Here is a 25951-nt window from a genome sequence, read left to right on the forward strand (position 1 = left end):
CCCCGTGCTTTCCTACGTGGGCGGGATTCATCGCGATCCCTCGCACGCCGGAAAACATGAGCTATATACCCAACAGGTATGGAAAGGTGGCACGATGAGGACGATTCTTGTCTTGATGGACACCCTGCGCAGGGATATGCTCGGCTGCTACAACCCGGACGGCGCGGCCCGCACGCCCAACCTCGATGCGTTCGCCCGCGAGTCCCTGACCTTCGACAACCATTGGATCGGTTCCGCGCCCTGCATGCCCGCGCGCCGCGACATCATGTGCGGGAGGTACAACTTCCTCGAGCGACCCTGGGGACCCATCGAGCCCTTCGATGTCACGATGGTCGAATGCCTGCGGGCGCGTGGCGTCTACACGCACATCGCGACCGACCACTGTCATTACGCCCGCACGGGCGGGGAGGGGTACCTCCAGCTCTTCAACACCTGGGAGCTCTTCCGAGGCCAGGAGGGCGACCCCTGGGTCAGCCGTATCGACGAGCCCGACAACATGCCCGAGACATTCTACGGGCGCGTCCGCGAGCAGTATCAGAAGAATCGTCAGAAGTGGCCCCGCGAGGAGGACATGCCCTCACCGCGCACGTTCCGGGCGGCATGCGACTTCGTGGACGAGAACGCCCATGACGACAACTTCTTCCTCATGGTCGAGGCCTTCGACCCGCATGAGCCGTTCGACGTGCCCGATCGCTACATGGAGGAGTACGGGGGCTCCGAGGGGCTCGATCGCGACTACTTCGAGATCCCGCCCTACAAGCGGGTCTCTGACACCGACATCCCCGACAGCGCCGTCGATTACGTCCAGCGCCGCTACAAGGCCCTGGTGACCTGCACGGACCATTGGTTCGGCACGCTGATCGACAAGCTCAAGGAGCGCGGCATCTTCGACGATACGATGGTCGTCGTGACCACCGATCACGGATACTTCCTGGGCGAGCGCGACTTTTTGGGCAAGAATTACATGCATCTCTACAACGAGCTCGCGCACCTGCCGCTCATCGTCCACTTCCCGGGCGGCGCCCGGTCGGGCGAGCACGCCGGCCAGCTCACCCAGGCGATCGACATCATGCCCACCGTCCTCGAGGCGAACGGCTGCCCGGTGCCCGACGAGGTCCTCGGCACCTCGCTGATGCCGCTCGCCACCGACCCCGACGCGCCCACGCGCGATTACGCCCTGTACGGCGTGCACGCCATGACCGTCAACGTGACCGATGGGCGCTACACGTATTTCCGCGCGCCGGTTCCCGACAACCAGCCCTGCTTCGAGTACGCGGCCATCCCGCACACCATCCGCCACAAGATGGGGACGGAGTGCCCGGAGGAGATCGAGTGCGGCAGGTTCCTGCCGCGGACGTCCTATCCGGTCTTCAAGATCCCGTGCCGCAAGCCCGCCAACATCGACCAGCGCGAGGACTGCCTGGAAGAGGTCCATGACTCCATGCTCTTCGACCTTGCCGAGGATTACGGCCAGAAGCGCAACCTGGTGGGTGAGGATGCGGATGCCGAGCAGCGCATGGTCGACCTGCTGCGTCGCGGCCTGCGCGAGCATGAGGCGCCCGAGGAGCAGTTCGCCCGCCTGGGACTGGAGTAGCCCTCTACTCCGTCGACAGACGATCGACCGCGTTGCGGCAGGCGCCGGGGGGCAGCCCCGCCGCCTGCCGTCCTCGCGTACCTGAGGGCGCGACCATTGAGGAGAATGCAGATGGATCTCTGGACCGTTGGCGTGACCATCCTGATCGCCGCCACCGCCTTTCTTGTGCTTACCGAGGTCGCCAAGCGGCTGTACGTGGGCCAGCTCTCCCAGCTGTTGGAGCAGGGGAGCGTGCACGAGTACCTGGCAACGCTCGACAAGCCGATCGTGAAGCTGATCTTCCCGCTGTGGAACCGCCTGTTCATGCAGTTCAACGGTTATCTTGCGCTCGACGACTACACCCATGCGGACCGGGTCGCCGCCCGGTTGCTCGGCATGCGGCAGAGCGCGGCGCAGCGGCGCGAGATCGTGGGCAAGGCCTTCAACTACTACTTGGAGCGCGGTAACGCGCGGGGTGCCGAGGACCTTCTTCACGAGATCGAGGGATGGGACGATGCCGAGGCCGTCGAGAACGCCCGGATGATGTTCGATATCTACATTCGCCACGGATGGTCCTATATCGACGAGATGGAGGCCCGCCTGCCCGGGCTCTCCGGCGTCGACCGCGGGCTCCTCGAGCTCCTGCTTGCCGTTCAATATGAGAACAAGGGGGATGCCGCGACAAGCGAGCGCTACCTTAAGAGCTCGGGCCGCCATATGGCGATGCCCACGGAGGGGTGACAAGATGTCCCGGGAAACGGTTCGGCCCAATATCGTCCTGATCGTCTGCGACCAGCTGCGCGGTGACTGCCTGGGCGCCGCGGGGCATCCGGACGTGAAGACGCCCTACCTCGATACCCTCGCCGCCGAGGGCGCCCTGTTCGAGAACGCCTACTCCGCCTGCCCGAGCTGCATCCCGGCCCGCGCCGCCCTGCTCACCGGTCGCTCCCAGGAGCACCACGGGCGCGTGGGGTATCAGGACGGTATCGACTGGCGCTACGACCACTACCTCGCCGAGGAGCTCGGCAACGCCGGCTACCAGACGGCCTGCGTGGGGAAGATGCACGTGCACCCGCCCCGCCTCGCATGCGGGTTCCAGACGCTCAAGCTGCACGACGGCTACATCGGCCATTACCGCCATGCGGACACCCCGTATTGGCAGAACCAGGCCGTGTCGGACGATTACATGCGGGATATGCGCGACCGCCTGGGGGCCTCCTTCGATGTGAACGGCTCCGGTGTGGAGAACAACTCGTGGATCGCCCACCCCTGGATCTACGAGGAGCGCTACCATCCCACCAACTGGGTGGTCGACGAGTCGATCCGGTTTTTGGAGACGCGCGACCGCACGCGGCCGTTCTTCCTGACCGCGAGCTTCGTCCGCCCCCATCCGCCCTTCGATGCCCCGCAGTCCTATTTCGACGGGTACTATGACCGCGACCTCCGCGCCCCCGCGTGCGGCGACTGGGACGACACCGCCGCCACGGAACGCGACGGCATGGTGCTCGACAGCGTTCACGGCTGCCGCGACGCCGAGCTCCGACGTCAGGCCATGGCGGGCTACTACGCCTGCATCACGCATGTCGACCATCAGATCGGTCGTCTCGTCACCGCGCTGGAGAACGACGGGACCTATGCCGACACCGTCGTCGTGTTCACCTCGGACCACGGCGAGATGCTCTTCGACCACTCCCTGTTCCGCAAGGTGCTCCCGTATGAGGGGAGCGCCCACATCCCGCTCATCGTGCGGGCCGGCAAGCGCGTGATGGCCGGTCGCGGCGCCGAGGCAGTCCCCGCCGGCGGGCGCCGGGTGCGCGGTGTGGTCGAACTGAGGGACATCATGCCGACGCTGCTCGATTTCGCTGGTGCGCCGGTGCCGGGCACCGTCGATGGCGTCTCGCTCGCTGCGGCGGCGCTGGGTACGGGCGCGGTCGAGCGCCCCTATCTGCACGGCGAGCACGCGCGCGACCGGGAGCAGTCGAACCACTACATCGTGACCAGGAACGACAAGTACATCTGGTTCTCGCAGAGCGGCCGCGAGCAGTACTTCAGGCTCGACGAGGACCCGCGCGAGGAGCATGACTTGATTCGCGACCCCGCTTGCGCGGAGCGCATCGCCCTCCTGCGCTCCCTGCTCGCAGAGGAACTCGCCGGCCGGCGGGAGGGCTTCGTCGAGTCCGGCTCGCTCGTGGCGGGAAGACCGGTCTCACCCTATCTGGGCTAGACGCCCGGGCGGGCCCGCGCGTAGCCCGCAGCGGCGGGCCCGGCCGCTTTGAAGGCGGCTTTTGCTCCCGTATGGTTGTGCTATCCTCTTGTCCTGTTCTACGATTCGATACGCAGGTCCCTGACCCTGCGATTACGCCGTTCGAGTGGGAAGAGATGCCCCATGGAAGAGATGCCCAAGACCTATGATCCGGCTGTCACCGAGCCCAAGATCCTCGATCAGTGGATCGGTGGCGGTTACTATCAGCGCACCGCGGAGAAGCGCCCCGGCGTGGGCGACTGCACCGTCACCATCCCGCCGCCCAACGTCACGGGCAAGCTCCACATGGGCCATGCCCTCGATGACTCCATCCAGGACGCCATCGTGCGCCAGGCGCGCATGGCGGGCAAGTCCACGCGCTGGATCATCGGTACCGACCATGCGGGAATCGCCACGCAGACCAAGGTGGACAAGAAGCTCAAGGAGGAGGGCAAGAACCGCCTCGAGATGGGGCGCGAGGCCTTCATCGACGCTTGCTGGGACTGGACGCACGAGTACGGCGGCATCATCCAGAGCCAGATTCGCCGCATGGGCTGCTCGGTCGATTTCGACGACGAGCGCTTCACCATGGACGACGAGTACGCCGAGGCCGTCCGTCGCGTTTTCTGCGACTGGTACCACGACGGGCTCATCTACCGCGGCAAGCGCATCGTCAACTGGTGCCCCAGCTGCACCACCGCCATCTCCGACGACGAGGCGGAGTACAAGGATGAGCCGGGCCATCTCTGGCACCTGCGCTACCCGCTGACCGAGCCGGTCAACGGCCAGGACTACATCGTCGTGGCCACCACCCGCCCCGAGACCATGCTGGGCGACACCGGCGTCGCCGTGAGCCCCAAGGACCCCGAGAAGGCCGCCTTCGTGGGTAAGACCGTGATGCTTCCCATCGTGGACCGCGAGATCCCCATCTTCGAGGACTGGCATGTCGACGCCGGCTTCGGGTCCGGTTTCGTCAAGGTCACCCCGGCGCACGACCCCAACGACTACGCCATGGGACAGGCCCACGACCTGCCGCAGATCAACATCTTCGACGAGCACGCGGTCGTGGTCGACGGCTACGGAGAGTTCTCCGGCATGACGCGCGACGAGTGCCGCGAGGCCGTCGTCGCCTGGTTCGACGAGCACGGCCTGCTCGACCACATCGAGGACCACGAGCACTCCGTCATGCACTGCTACCGCTGCGACACCACCCTCGAGCCCTGGCTCTCCGAGCAGTGGTTCGTCGCCGTCGACCGCCTCAAGGGCCCCGCGATCGAGGCGGTGGAGTCCGGGCGCGTGCGCTTCAACGCCGAGCGCTGGAAGCAGTCGTATCTCACCTGGATGGAGAACCTCAAAGATTGGTGCATCTCGCGCCAGCTGTGGTGGGGCCACCGCATCCCGGTCTTCTACTGTGAGGACTGCGGCTGGGAGGACGCCCTCATGGAGGACACGGGGGTCTGCCCCAAGTGCGGCGGCCGCCACGTGCACCAGGACGAGAACGTGCTCGACACCTGGTTCAGCTCCCAGCTGTGGACCTTCGCCACGCAAGGCTGGCCGCAGGACCCCGCGGCGCTCGAGGGGCACCATCCCACCACGGCGCTCGTCACCGCGCGCGACATCATCGCGCTCTGGGTCGCGCGCATGATCATGAGCTCCGAGTACTTCCTCGGCGAGGAGCCGTTCCGCGACGTCGTCATCTACCCGACGATCCTTGCCAAGGACGGCAGCCGCATGTCCAAGTCCAAGGGCAATGGCGTGGACCCCATGGACCTCATCGCCAAATACGGCGCCGACGCCATGCGCTTCAACCTGCTGTCGCTCTTCACCAACAACCAGGACGTCAAGTTCGATGCCGACATCGATAAGAAGACGCATGAGTTTATCGGCAGCCCTCGCACCGAGCAGGCCAAGGCCTTCGTCACCAAGATCTGGAACGCGAGCCGTTTCCTCCTCATGAACATGGAGGGCTACACACCCGGCGCGCCGGTGGCCGAGACCGCGGCCGACGCCTGGATGCTCAGCCGCCTGGCCAAGCAGGTGCGCGCCGTGACGGACGGCATCGAGTCCTATGCCTTCGGCGAGACGGTCCGCGGCGTGCAGGCGTTCTTCTGGAACGAGGTCTGCGACTGGTACGTCGAGGTCACGAAGGCCCGCCTGAAGGACGAGGGCTCACGCCTGCAGGCGCAGCGCAACCTCATCTACGTGCTCGACACGAGCCTGCGCCTCATGCACCCCTTCATGCCGTTTGTGACCGAGGCCATCTGGGACCAGATGCCGGTCTCCGTTCTCGACCTCGACGAGGCGGGGGAGAGCTGCCGCGCCGACGCCCTGATGGTCGCCGCTTGGCCGGAGCCCGATGCATATGCGCATTGGATCGACGAGCCGGCTGAGCGCGCGTTCGAGCTCACCCGCGCCGTCGTGACCGATGTCCGCTCGACGCGTGCCCGCTACCGCCTGAGCCCCAAGGAGCAGCTGCGCGTCGTGGTGCGCGCGCACGCGGCCGAGACGGTCGACGCCATGGCGCCCATGGCGGCGTTTGCGGCGAGCCTCGCCAACGCGGCGGCGGTCGAGGTCGCGCTCGACGCCGAGAAGCCGGAGGGCTCCGTCGCCCTTGCGGGCCCCGACTTCGACGCGTATATCGTGGTGGGCGATCTCGTCGACTTTGCAGCCGAGAAGGCGCGCGTCGAGAAGGCCATCGCCAAGGCGGAGAAGGAGCTCGCCGGCGCTCGGAAGACCCTTGCCAACGAGGGCTTCGTGGCCAAGGCGGCCCCCGAGGTCGTCGCCAAGAAGCGCGAGCGCGCCGAGGAGCTCGAGGCCGAGATTGCGGCGCTCGGGGCGCAGCTCGCCGACTTTGCGTAAGGGGCGCTGCCGCGCACCGTGGCCGCAACGCCAACGAGAGAACCCGTCGGGGGCGCCCGGCGGGTTCTTTTTCGTTGATTTGCCGCGCACGGCCGCGCTCGAGGTACCATAAGGGGGCGGCCGAGCAAACGACACGACACACGAGACGCCGCGCGCTGGGGGTTATCATGGCCAACTTGGATGACATGCGCGAGTTCCAGCAGCATTGGCATGCCTACCGCGACGAGGAGCGGCGCCTGGCTGACCTCTGCGCCCGCGTTCCCCTCGATATCTCATCTCTCACCGTTGCAGAGCGCGTGCGCGATTTATTCGACGCCCCGGAGAACCTCCGCCTCTGCGCCGCTGCGCACGAAGACGTGCTTGCTGCCGCGCTGACGGCGCAGCCGCCCATCACGCAGGCGGGGGATGCCGCGTGGGGCTGGTGGTTCGAGGATGACGCCTGGCGGGAGTACGCCTTGCTCAAGCCACTCGTCGACGAGCGCGGCGCGCTGCTTGCCGCCCGCGCGGAGCTGGACGCTAAGATCGAGGCTGCGCTCGCGGCCGATGCGGCGTATCAGGAGGCCTGCCGTGCCGTGGAAGCGTACCGTGCATCCAATGCAGAGGATGCTGCGGCTCGCGCCGAGCTTGCGCATCGTCTGGAGCACTTGGATGAGGGGTACCGCGCGGCGGAGGGCTCCCGGCTCGCCGGCGCGCGCGCGTCGATCGACCCGCGGGTGCGGATTGGTGCGAGCTTCGCGCTGGGCGCGGTGCTGGTCGCGCTGGTACTCGGGCTGCCGTATCTCGACCTCGCGCTTGAGGCGCGCATAGCGCTCGCCGTCGTTATCGGCTTGGTCGCCCTGCTGCTGGCGAGCGGTCTTCCGTCGCGTGGGGCGGCGCTCGCGCGCGAGCGGCTCTGGACGCGCGGCGAGCGCGAGCATCTGGAGCGTTCGCTCACCGACCTCGATGCGCGCGTGGCGCTGAGGGCAGACGAGGGCAAGGCGCGGGGCGACGAGGCGGAGGCGCGGCGCGCGGAGCTCGTGCGTCCCTTCGATGAGCCGCAGGCGAGCATCGCCTCGCATCTGGAGGATGTCGAGGGGCGCATGCTCGCGCTTCTTGATCGCGACCTCACCCGGCGTGACGGCACCTATGAGGCGGGCGCGCTCCTCGAGCTCCCCTTTGCCGAGGCCTATGCGACTGCGCAGCAGCGCGAATGGATGCTCCTCGATGCATGGATGCGCGCCTATCTGGCGGCGCTGCCGCATGAGGTGGAGCATACGGCCAACCTGCGCGCGAGCGAGGAGGTCTGGCTCGAGGCGCACGATCCGTTTGGCCGTCGCCATTGGGAGGATACGGACGAAGTCGTCGCGCGCATGGAGGCGGGGGACGCCTCTGACAGCGACCGCGCGCTCGCGCTGGTCACCGCGGGCTAAACGGGCACCCTCCTGTTCGATAATATGTCGCATGGAGCGGTCGACTCGTTGGCACCGAGCAACAGCTCGCGGCGCTTCTCGCGTGCGGACACGCTGATTCATGAGACAATACGCGTGTGCGGCAATGGTGTCGCACACGTTGTTCGAGGAGGTATTCCATGGCATTTCCCGAAGGGTTCCTGTGGGGCGGCGCGACCGCTGCCAACCAGTGCGAGGGCGGCTACAACGAGGGCGGGCGCGGCCTTGCCAACGTCGATGTGATCCCGCACGGCGCGGACCGCGGCCCGGTGATGGCGGGTTTGCGCAAGATGCTCGACTTCGAGGACGGCTACTACTATCCCGCTCAGGTCGGCATCGACATGTACCACCGCTACAAGGAGGACATCGCCCTCTTCGCCGAGATGGGCTTCAAGACCTACCGTCTCTCCATCGGCTGGACGCGCATTTTCCCCAAGGGCGACGAGGACGAGCCCAACGAGGAGGGCCTCGCCTTCTACGAGGACCTGTTCCGCGAGTGCCAGAAGCACGGCATCGAGCCGCTCGTCACCATCACGCACTTCGACTGCCCGATTCACCTCATCAAGGAGTACGGCGGCTGGCGCAACCGCAAGCTCATCGACTTCTACAAGAAGCTCGTCCGCGTGCTCTTCACCCGCTATAAGGGGCTCGTGAAGTACTGGCTCACCTTCAACGAGATCAACATGATCTTGCACCTGCCGTTCATGGGTGCGGGCCTCGTCTTCGAGGAGGGCGAGGACCGCGAGGCCGTCGAGTACCTCGCCGCGCACAACGAGCTCGTGGCGAGCGCCTGGGCGACCAAGATCGCGCACGAGGTCGATCCCGAGATGAAGGTCGGCTGCATGCTCGCCGCCGGTACGTACTATCCCTACAGCTGCAACCCCGAGGACGTGCGCGCTGCCCAGCTCGCCAACCAGGAGAACTACTTCTTCGTGGACGTTCAGAGCCGCGGCTACTATCCCGCCTACGCACTCAAGCAGCTCGCGCGCAAGGGCATCGACATCGGCATGACTGACGAGGATAAGCAGATTCTTGCGGAGAACACCGTCGACTTCATCTCGTTCTCCTACTACTCCACCCGCTGTGTCGCGGGCGAGGGGAGCGACGCTGAAGAGACCGAGGGCAACGCCTTCAAGGGCGCCAAGAACCCTTACCTCAAGGTGAGCGAGTGGGGCTGGGCGATCGACCCGCTCGGCTTCCGCATCACCATCAACGACCTGTGGGACCGTTACCAGAAGCCGCTCTTCGTGGTGGAGAACGGCCTCGGCGCCAAGGACGAGGTCAACCCGGACGGTAGCGTCGACGATGACTACCGTATCGACTACCTGCGCCAGCACATCGAGGCGATGCGTGACGCCATCACCGAGGACGGCGTGGAGATGCTCGGCTACACCACGTGGGGCCCGATCGATCTGGTCTCCGCCTCCACGGGCGAGATGTCCAAGCGCTACGGCTTCATCTACGTCGACCGCGACGACGCCGGCGCGGGCACGCTCGCGCGCTCCAAGAAGAAGAGCTTCGACTGGTACAAGAAGGTCATCGCCACCAATGGCGAAGATTTAGCGTAACGGATCCGGGCGGCCGTACCGTTGTCGCATTTGGGGACGGGGTCGTTTTGTGCATTCTGGGGGAATGGCGCAAAACGACCCCGTTTTCGTATGTGGCGCCCGTCGTTGACGAATCCGTACACTTCTGACGTTTGGGAGCCCCTTAGCGTCAGAAACGTACGGATTTGTTGTGCTCATCGTCAGAAACGTACGGATACCGACGTGGTCGTGCGCGTACTGGGGACGAGTAGTGACGGCGTTTCTCTCCTCAAGCTCCGGCGGAACGTCTATAGTGGAAGGACATTGTCCGTGCGCATGAGAGGGGTCGCGTCTATGGCGGAGTACAAGTCGGATATCGAGATCGCGCAGGCGGCGGAGATGCTGCCCATCTCTGAGGTCGCCGCGAAGGTCGGCCTCACCGAGGACCAGCTCGACCACTACGGGAAGTACAAGGCGAAGGTCGACATCCACGCGCTCAAGGACCTGCCGCGCCGCGCCAAGCTCGTGCTCGTGACCGCCATCAACCCCACGCCGGCGGGCGAGGGCAAGACGACCACCTCGGTCGGTCTCGCCGACGCCCTCAACCGCCTCGGCAAGAAGGCGGTGCTCGCGCTCCGCGAGCCCTCGCTCGGCCCGGTCTTCGGCATCAAGGGCGGCGCCGCGGGCGGCGGGTACGCGCAGGTCGTCCCCATGGAGGACATCAACCTGCATTTCACGGGCGACTTCCATGCGATCGGCGCTGCCAACAACCTGCTCGCGGCGATGCTCGACAACCATATCCAGCAGGGCAACGCCCTTGGGATCGACCCCAAGCAGATCGTGTGGAAGCGCGCCGTCGACATGAACGACCGCCAGCTCCGCCACATCGTGGATGGCCTGGGCGGCCGCATGCAGGGGGTCCCCCGCGAGGACGGGTTCGACATCACCGTCGCATCCGAGGTCATGGCGGCGTTCTGCCTGGCCTCGGACCTCGTGGACCTGAAGCAGCGCTTGGGCCGCATGGTCGTCGCCTACACCTACGCCGGCAAGCCCGTCACGGCGGCCGACCTCAACGCGGCGGGCGCCATGGCGGCGCTGCTCAAGGACGCCATCAAGCCCAACCTCGTCCAGACGCTCGAGCACACCCCCGCCTTCGTGCACGGCGGGCCCTTTGCCAACATCGCCCACGGCTGCAACTCCGTGCAGGCGACCGACACCGCGCTCAAGCTCGGCGACTACGTGGTGACCGAGGCGGGCTTCGGGGCGGATCTCGGGGCCGAGAAGTTCCTCGACATCAAGTGCCGCATGGCGGGGCTCGACCCCGATGCCGTGGTGGTCGTCGCCACGGTGCGCGCGCTCAAGTACAACGGCGGCGTGGCCAAGGCCGACCTCACGACCGAGAACCTCACCGCGCTCGAGGCGGGGCTGCCCAATCTGCTGCGCCACGTATCGAACATCCAGAACGTCTACGGCCTGCCCGTGGTCGTCGCCATCAACGCGTTCCCCACGGACACCGCATCCGAGCTCGCGCTCGTGGAGGAGAAGTGTCGCGACCTCGGCGTCAACGTCGCGCTGTCCGAGGTGTGGGCGAAAGGCGGCGCGGGTGGCGAGGCCCTCGCCCGCGAGGTCATGCGCCTGTGCGGGGAGCCGCACACGTTCCGCTACGCGTATGAGAGCGGTGCGAGCATCGAGGAGGCGCTCGACGCAATCGCGACCAAGGTCTATCATGCCGACGGCGTGGACTTCACGCCGGCTGCGAGAAAGCAGCTCAAGCAGCTTCACGACAACGGCTTCGGCAACCTGCCCGTCTGCGTGGCGAAGACCCAGTACTCGTTCACCGACGACCAGCATCTGCTGGGTGCGCCCGAGCACTTCCGCATCACGGTGCGCAACCTGCGCGTATCGGCCGGCGCGGGCTTTGTGGTGGCGCTCACGGGCGACATCATGACCATGCCGGGCCTGCCGAAGGCGCCCGCGGCCGAGAAAATCGATGTGCTCGAGGACGGCACCATCGTCGGCCTGTTCTAGCGGGCCCGCACCCCATCGGGGCCGCGCGCCCCGCGAACCAAGAGAGGCTTACCTTTGACGGAACATCTGACCGACCTTTCCTGCGACGCGTTCACCCGGGCGCTCGCCGCCAAGGTGCCCGCTCCCGGCGGGGGCGGCGCGGCGGCGCTCGCGGGCGCGCTCGCGGTCGCGCTCTGCTCCATGGCGGGCAACTTCACGGCGGGCAAGCCCCGGTTCGCCGCGGTGGAGAGCGATGTGCAGCGCATTCTCGCCGAGGGCGAGGGCCTGCGCGCCCGCCTGGTGGCGCTCGTAGAGGCCGATGCCCACGCCTTCGAACCGCTCGCGCAGGCATATCGGATTCCCGCCGACGACCCGTCGCGCACCGCGCGCATCGAGGATGCCCTGCGCGGCGCATGCTCGGTGCCCATCGAGATCATGCGCGCCTGCGCCCGGTCGCTTGACCTTCTGGAGGAGATGGGCGAGAAGGGGAGCCGTATGATGCGCTCCGACGTGGGCTGCGGCGCGGCACTCGCCGCCGGCGCCCTGCGCGCGGCGCATCTGACGGTTCTGGTCAACACCACGTCGCTTGCGGGCGACCCGGTTGCGGAGGCGCTCGAGGCGGAGGCCGACGGGCTGCTCGCGGCCTACATACCGCGTGCCGACGCGCTGGCTGCTGCCGTGGCGGACGCGATACGCAAAGGGGCGTGAGGAGATGGCCGAGCTGTTGCGCGGAGCGCCCATCGCGCGCGCCCTCACCGACGAGACCGCGGCGCGGGCGGCGAAACTCAGAGACGCGGGCGCGTGCCCGCGTCTGGTCATCGTGCGCGTGGGGGGAGATCCCGGCGATATCGCCTACGAGCGCGGGGCCCTGAAGCGCGCGGCCGCCGCCGGCGTTGCCGTCGAGGTCGAGGCGCTGGCGCCGGATACCGCGCAGGGCGAGCTGATGGCCTGCATCGAGCGCATCAACGAGCGCGCCGACGTGCACGGCTGCCTCATCATGCGGCCTCTCCCCGCGCATCTGGACGAGGGCTCGGTCTCAGCCGCGCTCGACCCGGCAAAGGACGTTGACGGCATCACCCCGGGGTCGCTCTACGGCGTGTTCGCGGGGCGCGCGACGGGGTTCGCGCCCTGTACGGCCGAGGCCGTGGTGGAGCTGCTCGAGCGCTCGGGCGTCGCGCTCTCGGGGGCGCGCGTGTGCGTCGTCGGCCGCTCGCTCGTCATCGGCCGCCCGGTGGCGATGCTGCTCATGGGCAAAAACGCCACCGTCACCATCTGCCATACCCGTACGCGCGACCTCGACGCCACGTGCGCCGGAGCCGATATCATCGTTGCGGCGGCGGGGCGCGCGGGCACGATCGGCCGGGGCGCCGTCGCATCCGGCCAAGTGGTGGTGGACGTGGGCATCAACGTCGATGCGGCGGGCAACCTGGTGGGGGATGTCGCCGCAGACGAGGTGGAGCCCGTCGTGGCCGCCCTCACCCCCGTGCCGGGCGGGGTCGGCGCCGTCACCACCGCCGTACTCATGAAGCATGTCGTCGACGCGTGCGAGCGCGCGGCGCGGAAAGGATAGCCATGTCGGTTGATTTGGAGCGGGCGCAGGCCGCCGTGCGGGAGCTTCTGCTGGCGGTGGGCGAGGATCCCGACCGCCCAGGTCTTAGGGAGACGCCGGACCGCGTTGCGCGCGCTGCCGCGGAGCTCTTTGCCGGCTACGACGAGAATCCCGCAGCGCACCTGCGCAAGCAGTTCCACGAGAGCGACAACGAGGAGATGGTCATCGTGCGCGATATCCCGTTCTCCTCGATGTGCGAGCACCATATCCTGCCCTTCACCGGCCGCGCGCACGTCGCCTACATCCCGCGCGCCGGGCGCATCACGGGCCTCTCCAAGATCGCGCGCTGCGTTCAGGGCTATGCGCGCCGCCTGCAGCTGCAGGAGCGTCTGACCGCACAGATCGCGGATGCCCTCATGGCCGAGCTCGAGCCGCTCGGCGTGCTCGTGGTCCTCGAGGCGGAGCATACGTGCATGACGATGCGCGGCGTGCGCGCCGCCGGCGCCCTCACCGTGACGTCCGCTGTGCGTGGCGGCTTCAAAAACGATATCAAGGCGCGCGAGGAGGCCCTGCGCCTTCTGGGGCTCAATGGGTGAGAGCGCCGCTTGCGCAGAGGGGGCGGCCGGGCCGGGTTCCCGCCCCGTCTATCCGGACCCCGAGGGCAAGCGCGGGCTCCGCCGCCGCCTCAGGGCAGAGCGCGCGGCGCTCGAGGAGCGGCGGCGCGCGGAAACCGATGAGATGATCGGGGCGCGCGTGCGCGGGCTCGCGGCGTGGGCGCGCGCCGACGTAGTCTTCACGTACCTCTCGATCGGCGCCGAGGTCGATACCCGCGCCCTCATCCGGGAGGCCTGGGCGGCGGGCAAGTGCGTGTGCCTGCCGCGCGTCGTCTCGGGTTCGCGCACGCTCGCGTGGCATCGCGTCCACGCGCTTGACGGCCTTGCGCCCGGTCCCTTCGGCATCGAGGAACCCGTGCCGGGCGTGCACCCCGTCGTCACCGTGTCCGCTATCACCGATTGCTCGCGCTCGCTCGCCCTCGTGCCGGGCCTCGCCTTCGACCGCGCCGGTTTCCGCTTGGGGTACGGAGGGGGTTATTACGACCGGTTTCTCTCCGGGTTTCCCGGCGCGAGCCTCGGTCTGTGCCACCGGCGCTTCCTTGTCGATGACCTCGCCGCCCTGGGGGCGCGCGATGCTTGGGACCGGCCGGTCGGCACCGTGCTCACCGAGGAGGGCCCGGTGGTTGCGGCGATGTCGGCGCGCGGGTAAGCTGTCAGTGCCCGCGCGGGCCGCATGCTCGCACGGTAATGCCGAAACGATGATGCGCGCGATGCTCACGCATGGCGCGCCGAGGGGAGGGGCCGTGGCCGAGGCGCTTACGCCCAAGACGGATGCATATCGGGTGCCCTTTGCGGTGGAGGAGCTCGCATACGAGGAGGCGGTGAGGCTCGCGGCCGATACGGGGACCATCTCGGGCGATGCCGGTCCCCTGCTCGAGACCGTCATCGCCATGCTCGACGAGCTCGAGCGTCCGGACCGGCACTTCGACTGCCTGCAGGTGGCGGGCACGAACGGCAAGACCTCCACGGCGCGCTTCACGGCGGCGATCCTCGGAGGCGAGGGCAGGCGCGCGGCGCTCTATACCTCCCCTCAGCTCGTGCGCTATCCCGAGCGGATGGAGATCGCCGGGCGCGTCGTCAGCGACGGGGCCTTCGCGCACGGCGTGTCCGCGGCGCGCGCGGCGGGCCGGCGCGTCAACGACAGGCGGACGGCTGCGGGGGAGCGCGCCTACACCATCACCCCCTTCGACCTGCTCACGGTTGCGGCGCTCGTGATTTTCGCCGAGGCGGCGGTCGATGTCGCGGTGCTGGAGGTGGGCATGGGCGGACGCTGGGACGCCACGAGCGCCACCGACCCCGTCGCCGTCGCCATCACGGGCATCGGCCTCGACCATATGCGCATCCTGGGGGATACCCTCGCCGCCATCGCGGGCGAGAAGGCCGCGGTCATCAAGCGCGGGCGCGCCGTCACGCTCGGCGAGGGCACGCACGAGCCGAGCGTCCAACAGGTGATGGACGAGGCGTGCCGCGCCGCCGGCGTCGTGCCCGCCGTCGTGAACCACGTGAGCCTGACCGCGCCGGCGCACCTGGGCGACGCGTTCTCGTTTTCCACCACCACGCGCCGCGCCATCTACACCCCGCGCCTCATGAAGCCCCTCTATCAGGCGCAGAACGCTGCCTGCGCCATTCAGCTCGCCGAGGACTATCTGGACCGCCCGCTCGACCCCGCGGCGCTCGACGAGAGCCTTATGGCCTGCCCCACGCCGGGGCGCTTCGATACGGTGCGGGCCCGTCCGCTCGTGCTCGTCGACGCCTGCCACAACCCGCAGTCGTGCGAGGCCTTCGTGTCCGCCCTGGGCGAGCTCGCGCCCGCGGTCGCCGAGCGCCCGGCGCTCCTCATCGCCGCCCTGACGGATAAGGACGTGGCGGGCATCGTCGACGTGCTCGTGCCGGCGTTCCCGCGCATCGCGGTGACGCAGACCGCATCGCCGCGCGCCCTCCCCGCCGAGGAGCTCGCCGCCCTCGTGGGCGAGAGGCTCGCTTCGGCGGGACGCCCGCGCAGCGACCTTGCGGGCGTCTACCCATCGGTCGAGGAGGCCCTTTGCGCCTACACCGAAGCCGAAGAGCCGCTTGTGGCGGCGGGGACCATCACGCTCGCGGGCGAGGTGGCGGGCCTTCTGCGCGTGGGCGCGCGGTCGCGCTAGCGTAGGCGGGGGCGACCACCCCAATCCTAGGGAAGGGGACCTAATCATGCTGCTGCAGGAGCTCATGCGCCGCCGCGCCTCCTACCGGAACGCCCTCACCGATAAGCCGTGGGGTGCGAAGGAGAGCTATGACCTCTGCCTCGATTCCGACCTGTTGGGTCGAGAGAAGTGCGCCGAGATCCTTATCGAGGCCGTGAGCGACCTCAAGCTCGACGCGCAGAAGTGCAAGGAGACCATCGACCACATCATGGAGAAGTGGGCGGAAAACCACCGCTGAGCCTCCCTACCAGGGCGCCTGCGGCCGCGCTGTGGTCGCAGGCGCTCGTCGCGCTTTCGCCTGCCGCGTGACGGCCCGCGCCGACCGTTTTTCCCTGAGGCGCCGGGGGAGTATACTGAGAGCCCTGTGCCCGGCCGGCGCCGTATGCCCCGAGCCCGATTGTGGGGAGTTGCCCGTGTACGTACTGTTCTTCATCATCAGCTTCGGAGCGTCGATCATCGGCGCCATCTGCGGCATCGGCGGCGGCGTCATCATCAAGCCCGTGCTCGACGCGTCGGGGACGCTCCTGCCCGGCACCATCAACTTCCTCTCGGGATGCACCGTGCTCGCCATGACGTGCTACTCGGTGCTGCGCAACCGCCTTTCGGGGGCCACCTCCATCGACGGCAAGACGGCGGTGCCGCTCGCGCTCGGCGCCGCGGTGGGCGGGCTCGCCGGCAAGCAGCTCTTCGACGTGGTGGAGGGCCTTTTCCCCGACCCGGGGCTCGCCGGCGCGGTCCAGGCGGTGGCGCTCGGCATCATCACGCTCGGCACCCTCGCCTACAACCTCAACAAGGCGCGGATCCGGACCCTTCAGATCACGGGCGCGCCGGCCTGCGTCGTCATCGGCTTCGCGCTCGGCGTCATGTCGTCGTTTTTGGGAATCGGCGGCGGCCCCATCAACCTCGTGGTGCTCTACTTCTTCTTTAGCATGGGCACCAAGATGGCGGCTCAGAACTCGCTCTTCATCATCCTGTGCTCGCAGGCTACGAGCACCGTCACGAGTTTGCCGACGGTGGACTTCAGCGTCATCGACGTCACGCTCATCATCGGCATGATCGTCTGCGGCATCATGGGCGGGGTCTTCGGCCGCCTCATCAACAAGCGCATCGACGAGAAGCACGTTGACAAGCTCTTCAGCGGCCTTATGGTCGTCATCATCCTGGTGTGCGTGTACAACGCCGCGAAGCACCTCATCGCCTGATGGCCGGGCGGATGAAGGGGGAGGGCGCCCCGCGGGCGGGCGCGTGGAGCGAGGGCATCAAGCTGCAGGAACGCGCCCTCATGATGGATGCGCGCCGGAGCCTGCGCAATCTGCGCGAGTCGACGCGGCTTATGGCGCTCGTGCTTCTAGTTGCCTGCGCCATGGGGGCGGCGGCGTGGGCGTTCCTCGCGGCGCTCGATGGGGTGACCGCGTTTCGCGACGCCCACGGCTGGCCCGTGTTCTTGCTGCTGCCCGCGGTGAGCGTCGGGACCGCTTGGCTCTACCGCATGTATGGCGGGGAGGCCGCGCGCGGCAACAACCTCGTGATCGACGGCGCGGTCACGGGCCGTGCGATCCCGTGGCTCATGGCGCCCTTCACGTTCGTCTGCTCGGTCGCCACCCACCTCGCAGGCGGCTCGGCCGGTCGCGAGGGCACGGCGGTGCAGATCGGCGGGACCATCGCCGACGCCGTGTCGCGCCGCTTTAATCTCGAGCCGCATGACCACCAGGACCTTATGATGGCGGGCATCGCGGCCGCCTTCGGCGGGGTCTTCGGCACGCCGCTCGCCGGGGCGTTCTTTGGGATGGAGATGTGCTACGTCGGGAAGCTCCATTACGCCGCCGGCGTCTACTGCCTCGTCGCGTCGTTTGTCGGCGACTCCGTGGCGACGCTTCTCGGCACGCCGCGCGAGGCCTACATCATCGGGCGCATCCCGGAGCTGGGGCCGGAGACCATCGCGCTGGCGGTGGCGGCAGGTTTGGTGTTCGGCGTCGCGGCGCGTCTGTTCTCGGGCGCCATCCGCGTCGTCAGGCGCTTCTATGCGGCGCGCATCACCAACTACCTCGCGGCGGCCCTTGTGGGGTCGCTCGTGCTTCTCGGCGTCTACGCCGCCTTCGGTCTCTGGCGCTACGCGGGGCTCTCGACATGGCTCGTGGAGGCGGGCTTCGAGGGTGGGACCACGCCCGTGGACGCTCTTTGCAAGCTGGTCGTGACGGCGCTCACCCTCGGCGCCGGGTATCAGGGCGGCGAGGTGACCCCGCTCTTCGGCATCGGCGCGGCCCTGGGCGGCTGGATCGGCGCGGTTGCGGGCATGGCCCCCTCGTTTATGGCCGCGCTCGGGATGGTGGGGCTCTTCGGCTCCGCGCTCAACGTCCCCATCACCACCATCATGCTCGGCATCGACCTGTTTGGCGGCCATGCCGCGCCGTACTTCGTCATCGTGTCGTTCGTGGGCTATCTCATCGCGGGGCATCGCGGTGTCTACCCGGCCCAGCGCATCGTCACGCCCAAGTGGCGCTCGCTCGGCGGCGACGCGGGCGACACCGTGGAGCAGGTGATCGAGCGGCACCGCGACGGGGTGGTGTAGCGGCCGCGCCGCCGTGCCGGTGATCACGCGCGCGGAGCGCCGCGCGGGCGCACGGCAGGGGCGCTACCGCCGTGCGAGCGCGCGGGCGATGGTGCGCATCGCGGGCGCCGCGTCCTCCAGAAACGCGCGGTACCCGCACCAGTCCTCGCGGTAGTATGCGATGTTCAGGCGCTTGCAGTTCCTGTGGCAGATGCCCTCGAAGGGACAGTCGGCGCAGGATGCGCAGGGGCGCCGCGGCTCTGAGAGAAACGCGGCGAGCGCCGGCGCGGCGGCGAGGTCTTCCAGGCTGTCGGTCGCGATGTTGCCGAGCCGGTACTCGTCGAGCACGTAGAAGTCGCACGGGTAGACGTCGCCCGAGCTCTCGACCACAAACTGCGGCGCGCACGCGCCGAGCATGCCGCACTGCTGCGGGCGTACACCGGCGAAAAGCGGGATGAGGTTGTCGAAGAGCGTGACGGACCGGTACCGGCCGCGCTGGAACTCCTCCACCCACAGGCGGAAGAACGCCTTGTAGAACGAGGCGAACAGCTCCGGCGTGAGCGAGTACTCGTCCTCGGTGTCATCGAGGCCGGGCAGGCAGGGGATGAGCTGGATATAGTCGAAGTCCTCGCGCTGGTAGAAGCGGTAGAGCTTCTGCGGGCGCTTGGCGAGCTGCGCGGTGAGCACGGTAAGGATGTTGAAGGCGACGCCGTGCGCGCGCAGGCGGGCGATCGCGTCCATGACGCGACGGTACGTGCCAGACCCCAGGGCATCAGGGCGGAGCCAGTCGTGCAGGTCGCGGTAGCCGTCGAGCGAGACGCCGGTCAGAAAGCCGTGCTCTGCCAAAAACGCCGCCCACGCGTCGTCGATCAGGTACCCGTTGGTCTGGATGGCGTAGTGCACGGTCTGGTGCGTGCGGTGCGCCTCCACGTAGGAGCAGAAGGCCTCGAAGTACCCGAGGCCGGCGCAGGTGGGCTCGCCGCCCTGGAAGGCGAAGGTGATGTCCGCGTCGTCTGCCAGGGCGAGCGCGCGGTCGATGAGGGCGCGCATGGTGCCCTCATCCATCACCCCGTGGTTGCGCACCGCGCGATGCTCCGACACGTCGGCGTAAAAGCAGTAGCGGCACCGCATGTTGCAAAGCGCCGAGGCGGGTTTTACGAGGAAACTGATGCGCTTCATGGGGCCTCCGCGGAAGGGGCGGGCAGATGGCGGCGATATCGCCGGCCCTCTACTATAGCGCAGGGCGCGATGCCGGCGCGCGTGCGGGGTCCCGCCGTGCTAAGCTGGTATCAACCAGCAGACGAGTTGTGAGGATGTGGTGCCGTGATGGCAGATGAGGTCGGTGCTCTGGACGGGGACGCGCTCGCGCAGGCGCGGGGGCTCATGGCGTTCATCCGTGAGAGCCCCAGCATGTTCCACACGGCGGCGGCCGTGCGGCGCCGGCTCGATGCGGCGGGGTTCACGTACCTCGCCGAGGACGCCGCATGGGATATCGAGCCGGGCGGGCGCTATTACACGTGCCGCAACGCCTCGAGCGTCGTCGCGTGGGCGGTGGGCTCGCGCCCGACCGGCGGGGCCTCCCGCTATCATTTTCAGGTCGCCGCGGCGCACGGCGACTCGCCCACGTTCAAGCTCAAGAGCAACGCGCTTCTGGAGGGGCCCGCGGGCGTTCAACGCCTGAACGTCGAGCCCTACGGGGGCATGATCGATTACACGTGGTTCGACCGCCCGCTCACGCTCGCGGGCCGCGCCCTCGTACGGGTCGGGGGCCGCGTGGAGAGCAGGCTCGTGGCGCTTGACGGCCCGGTCGCGCTCATCCCGAGCCTCGCCGTGCACCTCGACCGCGGCGTCAACGGGGGCTTCGCCCCCAATCGCGCGCGCGACCTCTGCCCGGTCATCGCGGCGTCGCCCCTTCCCGACGGAGGCACCGGGGCGCTCGTCGCCCATGAGCTCGGCGTCGCGCCCGAGGACCTCGTCTCCTCCGACCTCTTCCTGGTCGCCATGGACGAGCCGCGGCTTTGGGGCCCGGGCGACGCGTTCCTCTCCGCCCCGCGCCTCGACGACCTCATGTGCGCCTACACCGCGCTCACGGGGTTTTTGGAGGCGGACGAGCCCGCCTCGGTCAACGTGTATGCCCTCTTCGATAACGAGGAGGTGGGCTCGAATACCAAGCAGGGCGCCCTCTCGACGCTGCTTTCCGACGTGCTCGCGCGCACCTCGGCCTCACTTGGCCTCTCCGACGAGGACCTGCGTCGCGCCCTCGCCCGCTCGTTCATGGTGAGCTGCGACAACGCGCACGCGGTGCATCCCAACCGCCCCGACGTCTACGACGAGGGAAACCGCTGCCGCTTGGGCGGGGGCATCGTCATCAAGGAAGCGGCGAACCAGCACTACTGCACCGACGCCTTCAGCAGGGCGGCCATGATCGAGGTTTGCCGTCGGGCCGGCGTGCCGTACCAGACGTTTGCCAACAGGAGCGACCAGGCGGGCGGCTCGACGCTCGGCAACCTTTCCAACATGCAGGCGAGCATGCACGGGGTCGATGTGGGCTGCGCCCAGTGGGCCATGCACTCCGCCTTCGAGACGGCGGGCGCGGCGGACGTGGCGCTCGCCGTGCGCACCCTCTCCGCGTACTTCGCCTGCGACCTTCGTATCGAGGGGGCGGACGGTTTCGAGGTGCGCTGAGCGCCCGGTTTGCGCCGTATGCCGATGCGCGCGGGCTGGAGCTGAGTCCAGCGATAGGTAGCGGTATGATACAGCCATCTGGTTTGAGCGGCGTCCCTAGGGGCGCCGCGAGCATGATGGGGGAGAGTCATGGCTCAGGTGCCTTGCGTGGGGACCGCTCGTCTCAACAGCCGCGCGGTGCGCGATCACAACCTCGCGCTCGTGCTGCACGCGCTCGAGCGGAATCACGGCGGCTCGCGCTCGCTGGTGTGCGGCGCGACGGGCCTCACGCCGGGCGCCGTCACGCTGCTCGTGAACGAGCTCATGGACGCCGGCTTCCTCGTGACGAGCGATACCATGGAGGCAGAAGGCGGCCGCCGCAAGAAACAGCTCTCTTTCTCCGACGACTCCTATCCCGTGGCGGTGATCGAGCTGGTGCCCGGTCGGGTGAGGCTCGTATGCGAGGCCTTCGGCGGCGCGCGCCTCGTGGACGAGACGTATGAGCGCGACTTCCGCGGTGCGGACGCCGGGGATTTCGCAGCGTTTGCCGCCGAGCTCATCTGCGGTCTCGCGCGGCGGCTCGATGCGGAGGGGCGCCTTCCCCTCCATGCAGTGGGCGTCATCACCTCCGCGCCGGTGCGCTCCAACCGCTCCGAGGTGCTCGCCAACCTCGATTTCGGCTGGGAGATGATGGACTTCGGGGCGCTTATCACCCGTGCGCTCGCGGAGCACGGCGTCTCGGCGCCCGTTGTCCTCCTCAAGGATGCCGACTGCGCCGCCTGGGCGGAGGTTCGCCATATGGAGGACGAGGGCGGGCCGATGCCTGCAGGCACGCTCTTCATCTCCTCCAACGACGGCATCGGCGGCTCGTTCATTCTCGGCGATCGCATCTACAACGGGCCCCTCGGGACGGGGATGACCATAGGGCATATCCAGCTCAACCCCGAGGGGGAGCTCTGTTGCTGCGGCAAGCGGGGCTGCCTCACCACCTATGCGGGGGCGGACGCCCTCCTCGAGGCGAGCGGGCTCGGCCCCTATGCGCGCGCCCACGGGCGGGATGCGGCCGTATGTGAGCTCAGGCGCCGGTGGCAGGCGGGCGAGGAGCCGGCGCACGGCGCGGTGGAGCGAGCCATCCGCTACGTGCGCGTGGCGATAGAGATCGCGCTCACGCTGCTTGTCGCCGACTGCGTGATCGTGGGCGGGTACCTCGCAACGTGCCTCGATGAGATCCTCGCCGTCGAGAACGGCTTCAGCTCTCTCGGCGTCGAGGGCGTGACGGCGCTCCGCCCTGCGGCGCTTGGGTCCGACGCGGCGGTCTTGGGCGGTCTCATGCGCATGCGCGGCGCCCTCATCGACCATGCGGCGGAGCTCATGCGCGGCGAGCCGCTCGACGCGGCGACGCTTCTGCAGGACACGTTGTAAGGGGAGATTGTCGCCCAGGTCACACGCGGCGGCTCTGGCGCCGGGCCCATGCGATACCGTACGTCCGGGGCGGAGCGCGGCGCCCCGGGGCGTTTCGGCTAGAGAAGCTGCGCGAGCTTGATCAGGGCGATGACGATCGACCCCCGCCGCCACGACACCCTTGAGGGCGGCTCGCTCGATGCGCTCCTGGAGTTCCGCGACCCCTCGGGGGCGCCCGCCGCATCCACGGTCTTCCATCGCCTCGGTGATGCGCCCGTGGTATGCTACTGCGCCCCCGATCATCCGCTTGCCGCTGCGGGCACGGTGAGCCTCGACGAGCTCGCCGGCGCAGGCAAGGTTGCCATCTGCAACCCGTATACCGCGGCGGCGGGCATCGCCTACGTCGTCGTGCCGTGCATACCCGACCTGTCCAAGATGGGACTGGTTGCGGTGCCCCTCGGGGGCGGCGATCCCCTTGTGTTTGGGGTGCGGGTGCGGCGCGGACGCATGACGCATGCGCTCAGCGCCTTCGTTCGCGCCCTCGGGACGTATGTTGAAGAGGTCGCGAACGGCTAGGGATGATAATAAGTAACCCCCCTTGGACAAAACCCGCATCGAAATAATGGTTACGTCCTTCGGCGAACGCATTGAATGGGTCGCCGCACCTTCACCATGGTCGGTTCAAGGCCCAAGATGACGCGTTGGCATCCCCACAAGGCGCATTTGCGCGGGAAAAGGGGTTTCCAAACGGTATCGGTAGGGTGCTTCAGGTATCGAGAGAGGCGCCGATGATTATTTCGATGCGCATTTTGTCCATGGGGGGGGGTTATTTATATCTGGGGAACCGGTCATTCACGCGGCGGTTCTCTGTGTTTCCCGCTGATCGATGGGATTTGGCTTCCGCGGCGTCCAACCTCGCTTACCGCTGGTGCACCTATGCTAAGACACTGCGTTGCGACGGCGATGCTCCCTAATCAGCGCCAGTGCGAGCAGGGCAAGTACCAATGCGTCGAGTATGAGGGCGCAGGCAAGAAACGCGCCGACGGTATCGGCAAAGCCGGACGTGTCGCCTCGCTGCGCAAAGCCCCAGAGGCACCAGATGACGCCCGTCAGGGAGCCGAGGGCGCAGGCGACTGAGTCGAAGGCGACAAGGCTCCCGAACCGGGCGGCAACCGCCGCGCAGCCGGCGAGCACGGTGGCGATGATGCCGAGGCCGAGGGTGACGTATGCGTCCATGGGGACCTCCTTGCGTTGAGGCTCGGTCGTCGGCTCGTTTATACCCACACACACACAAGCTATGCACACACAAGTTATGCGGGATGACGGATGGCGCGGGGCGCGTGCTGCCGGGGGATTCACCGCGGCCACTGCGGGGTATAGTCGAGAGAGATGTGCGCGGCTGCGGCCGCTCGAGGGGAGGAGAGCCCATGAGGTTTGTGCTTGCCGGCGACACCGATTGCCCTATCGCACGCATCTCGCTCGGCGAGGGTGATACCGTCAGGACCGAGAGCGGGAGCATGGTGTATTCCCGCGGGGTTGAGATCGCCGGCGGTCTCAATTCCCGGAAGAAGGGGCTTGGCGGGGTCTTCAGCGCCATCGGTCGCAGCATCACGAGCGGCGAGTCGATGTTCATCACCACGGCGACCGGTACCCAGCCTGATGGCGAGATCGCCGTGGCGCCGCCTGTGCCGGGCAAGATCGTCGAGCTCAAAGTCGACGACGGGCACCGGTACCGCCTGAACACCGGCGCGTTTCTCGCCTGCGATGACGAGGTCGAGTACACGATGGTCAACCAGGGCATCTCTAAGGCGCTCTTCGGCAACACCGGCGGCCTCTTCGTCATGGAAGTTGCGGGATACGGGTCGCTCCTCGTGACCGCGTTCGGTGACATTCTCGCGCTCGACGTCACGGCGGGCGCTCCGCTTGTCGTCGACAACGAGCACGTGGTCGCATGGGATGCCTCGCTCTCGTATCACATCGAGGCCGCGAGCGGGCTCGTGGGTTTCACGACGGGCGAGGGCCTGGTGAACACCTTCACGGGCGAGGGCCGCGTCTATATCCAGACGCGCAACCTCGCGAACCTTGCGCAGGCAATGCACCCCTACCTGCCCACGCAATCCAACTGAGGCGGGCCGCGCCCGCGCCCTCGAGGAGCTTATGGAACACGCATCTGCAAAGACCATAGCGGCCGTAGCGCTCGCAGCGTTCGCCGTCTACCTGGGAATCTACTACTGGCCGACCATCGAGCGGTTCATCGGGCTGATCGCGTCTTCGCTTGCGCCCATCGTGCTGGGGTTCGTGCTCGCATATCCCCTTAACATCCTGATGAGCTTTTTCGAGAGGCACTTGCTGCCGGGGTCGGCGCATCCGGCCGTTCAGCGCCTGCGCCCCCTCGCGAGCCTGATCATCGCGGTTGCTGCTCTCGCCGGCATCGTCGCGGCGGTGGTCGTGCTCGTGGTGCCCCAGCTCATCGACTGCATCCGCCTTCTCGTGTCCGAGGTGCCCGTCGCCCTCTCGGCGCTCGGCGCATGGCTGGAAGAAGCGGGCATCCTCACGCCGGAGACCCTCGACGCGGCGGCGGACTCCCTTGCCGCATTCGACTGGAAGGCGGGCGTGGGGGATGCCGCGCAGCTCGTCATGCATGGCGTGGTGGGTGCGGTGTCGGGCATCGCCTCAGGTGTCGCCACCTTCGCGCTCGCCTTTGTCTTTGCGCTCTTCGTCCTGCTCGGCAAGCATAAGCTCTCCGGGCAGTTCAACCTTGTGCTGGAGCGCTATCTTCCGGCCCGCGCCCTCGGGCGCGTGCGCTACGTCGCGGGCATCGCCGACGACTGCTTCCACCGGTTCCTCGTCGGCCAGTGCACCGAGGCCGCTATCCTTGGCGTGCTCTGCGCGCTGGGCATGGTGCTCCTCGGGCTCCCGCACCCCATGATGATCGGGGCGCTGACGGCCTTCATGGCGCTCGTTCCCATCGTGGGCGCGCTGCTCTCGGGCATCATCGGCGCCTTCCTCATACTCATGGAGTCTCCGTTGCAGGCGCTCGTCTTCCTCGTCTTCATCATCGTGCTGCAGCAGCTGGAGGGCGACCTCATCTACCCGCACGTCGTGGGGTCCTCGATTCAGCTGCCGGGCATCTGGGTGCTCGCGGCGGTGACGGTCGGCGGCGGTGCCTTCGGCATCGCGGGGATGTTCGTGGGCGTTCCGCTGGCGGCCGTGGTGTACCGCCTGATCAGAAACGACGTCTATGCGCGCCGCTCGCACGCCGCGGGTGAGGGCGGCGCGGGCCGACCATAATCCCGAAGATATAACGTAAATATTCGCTAATAATATTCGGATAGTGTTACCATCTCTATCGAAATCA

General features: G+C 67.9%; 22 protein-coding genes. 20 read left to right on the forward strand and 2 right to left on the reverse strand.

What is annotated here, in order from left to right; all coding sequences use genetic code 11:
* The first annotated feature begins 94 nt into the window (after nt 1-94).
* The 15 genes from B5F70_RS00600 (at nt 95) to B5F70_RS00670 (ending at nt 18549) form a co-directional block, all read left to right on the forward strand.
* Nucleotides 95-1594, forward strand: coding sequence for a sulfatase-like hydrolase/transferase (locus B5F70_RS00600; RefSeq protein WP_087203624.1), 1500 nt, complete (start codon nt 95-97; stop codon nt 1592-1594).
* Nucleotides 1595-1705: 111 nt separating this feature from the next.
* Nucleotides 1706-2314: a hypothetical protein gene (locus B5F70_RS00605; RefSeq protein WP_087203625.1), complete on the forward strand. Its 609-nt coding sequence runs from the start codon at nt 1706-1708 to the stop codon at nt 2312-2314.
* A gap of 4 nt (nt 2315-2318) precedes the next feature.
* Nucleotides 2319-3797, forward strand: a complete 1479-nt coding sequence (locus tag B5F70_RS00610) for an arylsulfatase (protein ID WP_087203626.1) — start codon at nt 2319-2321, stop codon at nt 3795-3797.
* Between the two features lie 162 nt (nt 3798-3959).
* Nucleotides 3960-6674: a valine--tRNA ligase gene (locus tag B5F70_RS00615; protein WP_087203627.1), complete on the forward strand. Its 2715-nt coding sequence runs from the start codon at nt 3960-3962 to the stop codon at nt 6672-6674.
* Between the two features lie 167 nt (nt 6675-6841).
* Nucleotides 6842-8083 (forward strand): hypothetical protein, encoded by a 1242-nt coding sequence (locus B5F70_RS00620; protein ID WP_087203628.1) that lies wholly within the window; start codon nt 6842-6844, stop codon nt 8081-8083.
* A gap of 158 nt (nt 8084-8241) precedes the next feature.
* Entirely contained in the window at nt 8242-9669 is a 1428-nt protein-coding gene (locus B5F70_RS00625) for a 6-phospho-beta-glucosidase (RefSeq protein WP_087203629.1), read from the forward strand.
* Nucleotides 9670-9981: 312 nt separating this feature from the next.
* Nucleotides 9982-11655: a formate--tetrahydrofolate ligase gene (locus tag B5F70_RS00630; protein WP_087203630.1), complete on the forward strand. Its 1674-nt coding sequence runs from the start codon at nt 9982-9984 to the stop codon at nt 11653-11655.
* A gap of 54 nt (nt 11656-11709) precedes the next feature.
* On the forward strand, nt 11710-12342 hold the full coding sequence (locus B5F70_RS00635) for a cyclodeaminase/cyclohydrolase family protein (RefSeq protein WP_087203631.1): 633 nt from the start codon (nt 11710-11712) through the stop codon (nt 12340-12342).
* Between the two features lie 4 nt (nt 12343-12346).
* The gene (locus B5F70_RS00640; RefSeq protein WP_087203632.1) at nt 12347-13204 is read left to right on the forward strand and encodes a bifunctional 5,10-methylenetetrahydrofolate dehydrogenase/5,10-methenyltetrahydrofolate cyclohydrolase; all 858 of its coding nucleotides are present in this window, start codon (nt 12347-12349) and stop codon (nt 13202-13204) included.
* 2 nt (nt 13205-13206) lie between these two features.
* Nucleotides 13207-13779 (forward strand): GTP cyclohydrolase I FolE, encoded by a 573-nt coding sequence (gene folE, locus B5F70_RS00645; protein ID WP_087203633.1) that lies wholly within the window; start codon nt 13207-13209, stop codon nt 13777-13779.
* The gene (locus B5F70_RS00650; RefSeq protein WP_087203634.1) at nt 13772-14446 is read left to right on the forward strand and encodes a 5-formyltetrahydrofolate cyclo-ligase; all 675 of its coding nucleotides are present in this window, start codon (nt 13772-13774) and stop codon (nt 14444-14446) included. The genes folE and B5F70_RS00650 overlap by 8 nt, the downstream gene beginning before the upstream one ends.
* 94 nt (nt 14447-14540) lie before the next feature.
* Nucleotides 14541-15941, forward strand: coding sequence for a bifunctional folylpolyglutamate synthase/dihydrofolate synthase (locus B5F70_RS00655; RefSeq protein ID WP_241145853.1), 1401 nt, complete (start codon nt 14541-14543; stop codon nt 15939-15941).
* A gap of 46 nt (nt 15942-15987) precedes the next feature.
* Complete coding sequence (locus B5F70_RS00660) at nt 15988-16218, forward strand: hypothetical protein (RefSeq protein WP_087203636.1); 231 nt, start codon at nt 15988-15990, stop codon at nt 16216-16218.
* 175 nt (nt 16219-16393) lie between these two features.
* Nucleotides 16394-17182: a sulfite exporter TauE/SafE family protein gene (locus B5F70_RS00665; RefSeq protein WP_087203637.1), complete on the forward strand. Its 789-nt coding sequence runs from the start codon at nt 16394-16396 to the stop codon at nt 17180-17182.
* A gap of 11 nt (nt 17183-17193) precedes the next feature.
* Nucleotides 17194-18549, forward strand: coding sequence for a chloride channel protein (locus B5F70_RS00670; RefSeq protein WP_087203864.1), 1356 nt, complete (start codon nt 17194-17196; stop codon nt 18547-18549).
* 63 nt (nt 18550-18612) lie between these two features.
* Here B5F70_RS00670 and B5F70_RS00675 read toward each other — a convergent pair whose 3' ends face one another.
* Nucleotides 18613-19707, reverse strand: coding sequence for a radical SAM protein (locus tag B5F70_RS00675; RefSeq protein ID WP_087203638.1), 1095 nt, complete (start codon nt 19705-19707; stop codon nt 18613-18615).
* A 147-nt stretch (nt 19708-19854) separates the two neighbouring features.
* On the opposite strand from B5F70_RS00675, the gene B5F70_RS00680 reads away from it, so the two are divergent.
* The 3 genes from B5F70_RS00680 to B5F70_RS00690 all read left to right on the forward strand — a co-directional run bounded on the left by B5F70_RS00680 (nt 19855) and on the right by B5F70_RS00690 (nt 23169).
* Nucleotides 19855-21213 carry a M18 family aminopeptidase gene (locus tag B5F70_RS00680; protein WP_087203639.1) on the forward strand — a complete coding sequence of 453 codons (1359 nt, stop codon included), beginning with the start codon at nt 19855-19857 and terminating at the stop codon, nt 21211-21213.
* Nucleotides 21214-21342: 129 nt separating this feature from the next.
* Nucleotides 21343-22614 carry an ROK family protein gene (locus B5F70_RS00685; RefSeq protein WP_087203640.1) on the forward strand — a complete coding sequence of 424 codons (1272 nt, stop codon included), beginning with the start codon at nt 21343-21345 and terminating at the stop codon, nt 22612-22614.
* A gap of 117 nt (nt 22615-22731) precedes the next feature.
* Nucleotides 22732-23169, forward strand: coding sequence for a LysR substrate-binding domain-containing protein (locus B5F70_RS00690; RefSeq protein ID WP_143753898.1), 438 nt, complete (start codon nt 22732-22734; stop codon nt 23167-23169).
* Between the two features lie 363 nt (nt 23170-23532).
* On the opposite strand, the gene B5F70_RS00695 is transcribed toward B5F70_RS00690, so the two are convergent.
* Complete coding sequence (locus B5F70_RS00695; RefSeq protein ID WP_087203642.1) at nt 23533-23829, reverse strand: hypothetical protein; 297 nt, start codon at nt 23827-23829, stop codon at nt 23533-23535.
* A 191-nt stretch (nt 23830-24020) separates the two neighbouring features.
* Between B5F70_RS00695 and B5F70_RS00700 the strand changes: the two genes are divergently transcribed.
* Together B5F70_RS00700 and B5F70_RS00705 are read left to right on the forward strand one after the other, a co-directional pair.
* Nucleotides 24021-24719 carry a TIGR00266 family protein gene (locus B5F70_RS00700; RefSeq protein ID WP_087203643.1) on the forward strand — a complete coding sequence of 233 codons (699 nt, stop codon included), beginning with the start codon at nt 24021-24023 and terminating at the stop codon, nt 24717-24719.
* 31 nt (nt 24720-24750) lie between these two features.
* A complete protein-coding gene (locus B5F70_RS00705; RefSeq protein WP_087203644.1) occupies nt 24751-25884 on the forward strand; it encodes an AI-2E family transporter in 1134 nt (377 codons plus the stop codon).
* The last annotated feature ends 67 nt before the right edge of the window (nt 25885-25951 follow it).

The organism is Collinsella sp. An268 (assembly GCF_002159765.1).
In the GTDB taxonomy this organism is placed as follows: Bacteria; Actinomycetota; Coriobacteriia; order Coriobacteriales; family Coriobacteriaceae; genus Coprousia.

Excerpts from the sequence above, each read along its gene's own strand:
- B5F70_RS00620 (WP_087203628.1), top strand. The coding sequence starts at position 6,842 with ATGGCCAACTTGGATGACATGCGCGAGTTCCAGCAGCATTGGCATGCC.
- B5F70_RS00640 (WP_087203632.1), top strand. The coding sequence starts at position 12,347 with ATGGCCGAGCTGTTGCGCGGAGCGCCCATCGCGCGCGCCCTCACCGAC.
- B5F70_RS00615 (WP_087203627.1), top strand. The coding sequence starts at position 3,960 with ATGGAAGAGATGCCCAAGACCTATGATCCGGCTGTCACCGAGCCCAAG.
- B5F70_RS00705 (WP_087203644.1), top strand. The coding sequence starts at position 24,751 with ATGGAACACGCATCTGCAAAGACCATAGCGGCCGTAGCGCTCGCAGCG.
- B5F70_RS00610 (WP_087203626.1), top strand. The coding sequence starts at position 2,319 with ATGTCCCGGGAAACGGTTCGGCCCAATATCGTCCTGATCGTCTGCGAC.
- B5F70_RS00685 (WP_087203640.1), top strand. The coding sequence starts at position 21,343 with ATGGCTCAGGTGCCTTGCGTGGGGACCGCTCGTCTCAACAGCCGCGCG.
- B5F70_RS00625 (WP_087203629.1), top strand. The coding sequence starts at position 8,242 with ATGGCATTTCCCGAAGGGTTCCTGTGGGGCGGCGCGACCGCTGCCAAC.
- B5F70_RS00630 (WP_087203630.1), top strand. The coding sequence starts at position 9,982 with ATGGCGGAGTACAAGTCGGATATCGAGATCGCGCAGGCGGCGGAGATG.
- B5F70_RS00600 (WP_087203624.1), top strand. The coding sequence starts at position 95 with ATGAGGACGATTCTTGTCTTGATGGACACCCTGCGCAGGGATATGCTC.
- B5F70_RS00670 (WP_087203864.1), top strand. The coding sequence starts at position 17,194 with ATGAAGGGGGAGGGCGCCCCGCGGGCGGGCGCGTGGAGCGAGGGCATC.
- folE (WP_087203633.1), top strand. The coding sequence starts at position 13,207 with ATGTCGGTTGATTTGGAGCGGGCGCAGGCCGCCGTGCGGGAGCTTCTG.
- B5F70_RS00650 (WP_087203634.1), top strand. The coding sequence starts at position 13,772 with ATGGGTGAGAGCGCCGCTTGCGCAGAGGGGGCGGCCGGGCCGGGTTCC.
- B5F70_RS00680 (WP_087203639.1), top strand. The coding sequence starts at position 19,855 with ATGGCAGATGAGGTCGGTGCTCTGGACGGGGACGCGCTCGCGCAGGCG.
- B5F70_RS00675 (WP_087203638.1), bottom strand. The coding sequence starts at position 19,707 with ATGAAGCGCATCAGTTTCCTCGTAAAACCCGCCTCGGCGCTTTGCAAC.
- B5F70_RS00605 (WP_087203625.1), top strand. The coding sequence starts at position 1,706 with ATGGATCTCTGGACCGTTGGCGTGACCATCCTGATCGCCGCCACCGCC.
- B5F70_RS00700 (WP_087203643.1), top strand. The coding sequence starts at position 24,021 with ATGAGGTTTGTGCTTGCCGGCGACACCGATTGCCCTATCGCACGCATC.
- B5F70_RS00660 (WP_087203636.1), top strand. The coding sequence starts at position 15,988 with ATGCTGCTGCAGGAGCTCATGCGCCGCCGCGCCTCCTACCGGAACGCC.
- B5F70_RS00695 (WP_087203642.1), bottom strand. The coding sequence starts at position 23,829 with ATGGACGCATACGTCACCCTCGGCCTCGGCATCATCGCCACCGTGCTC.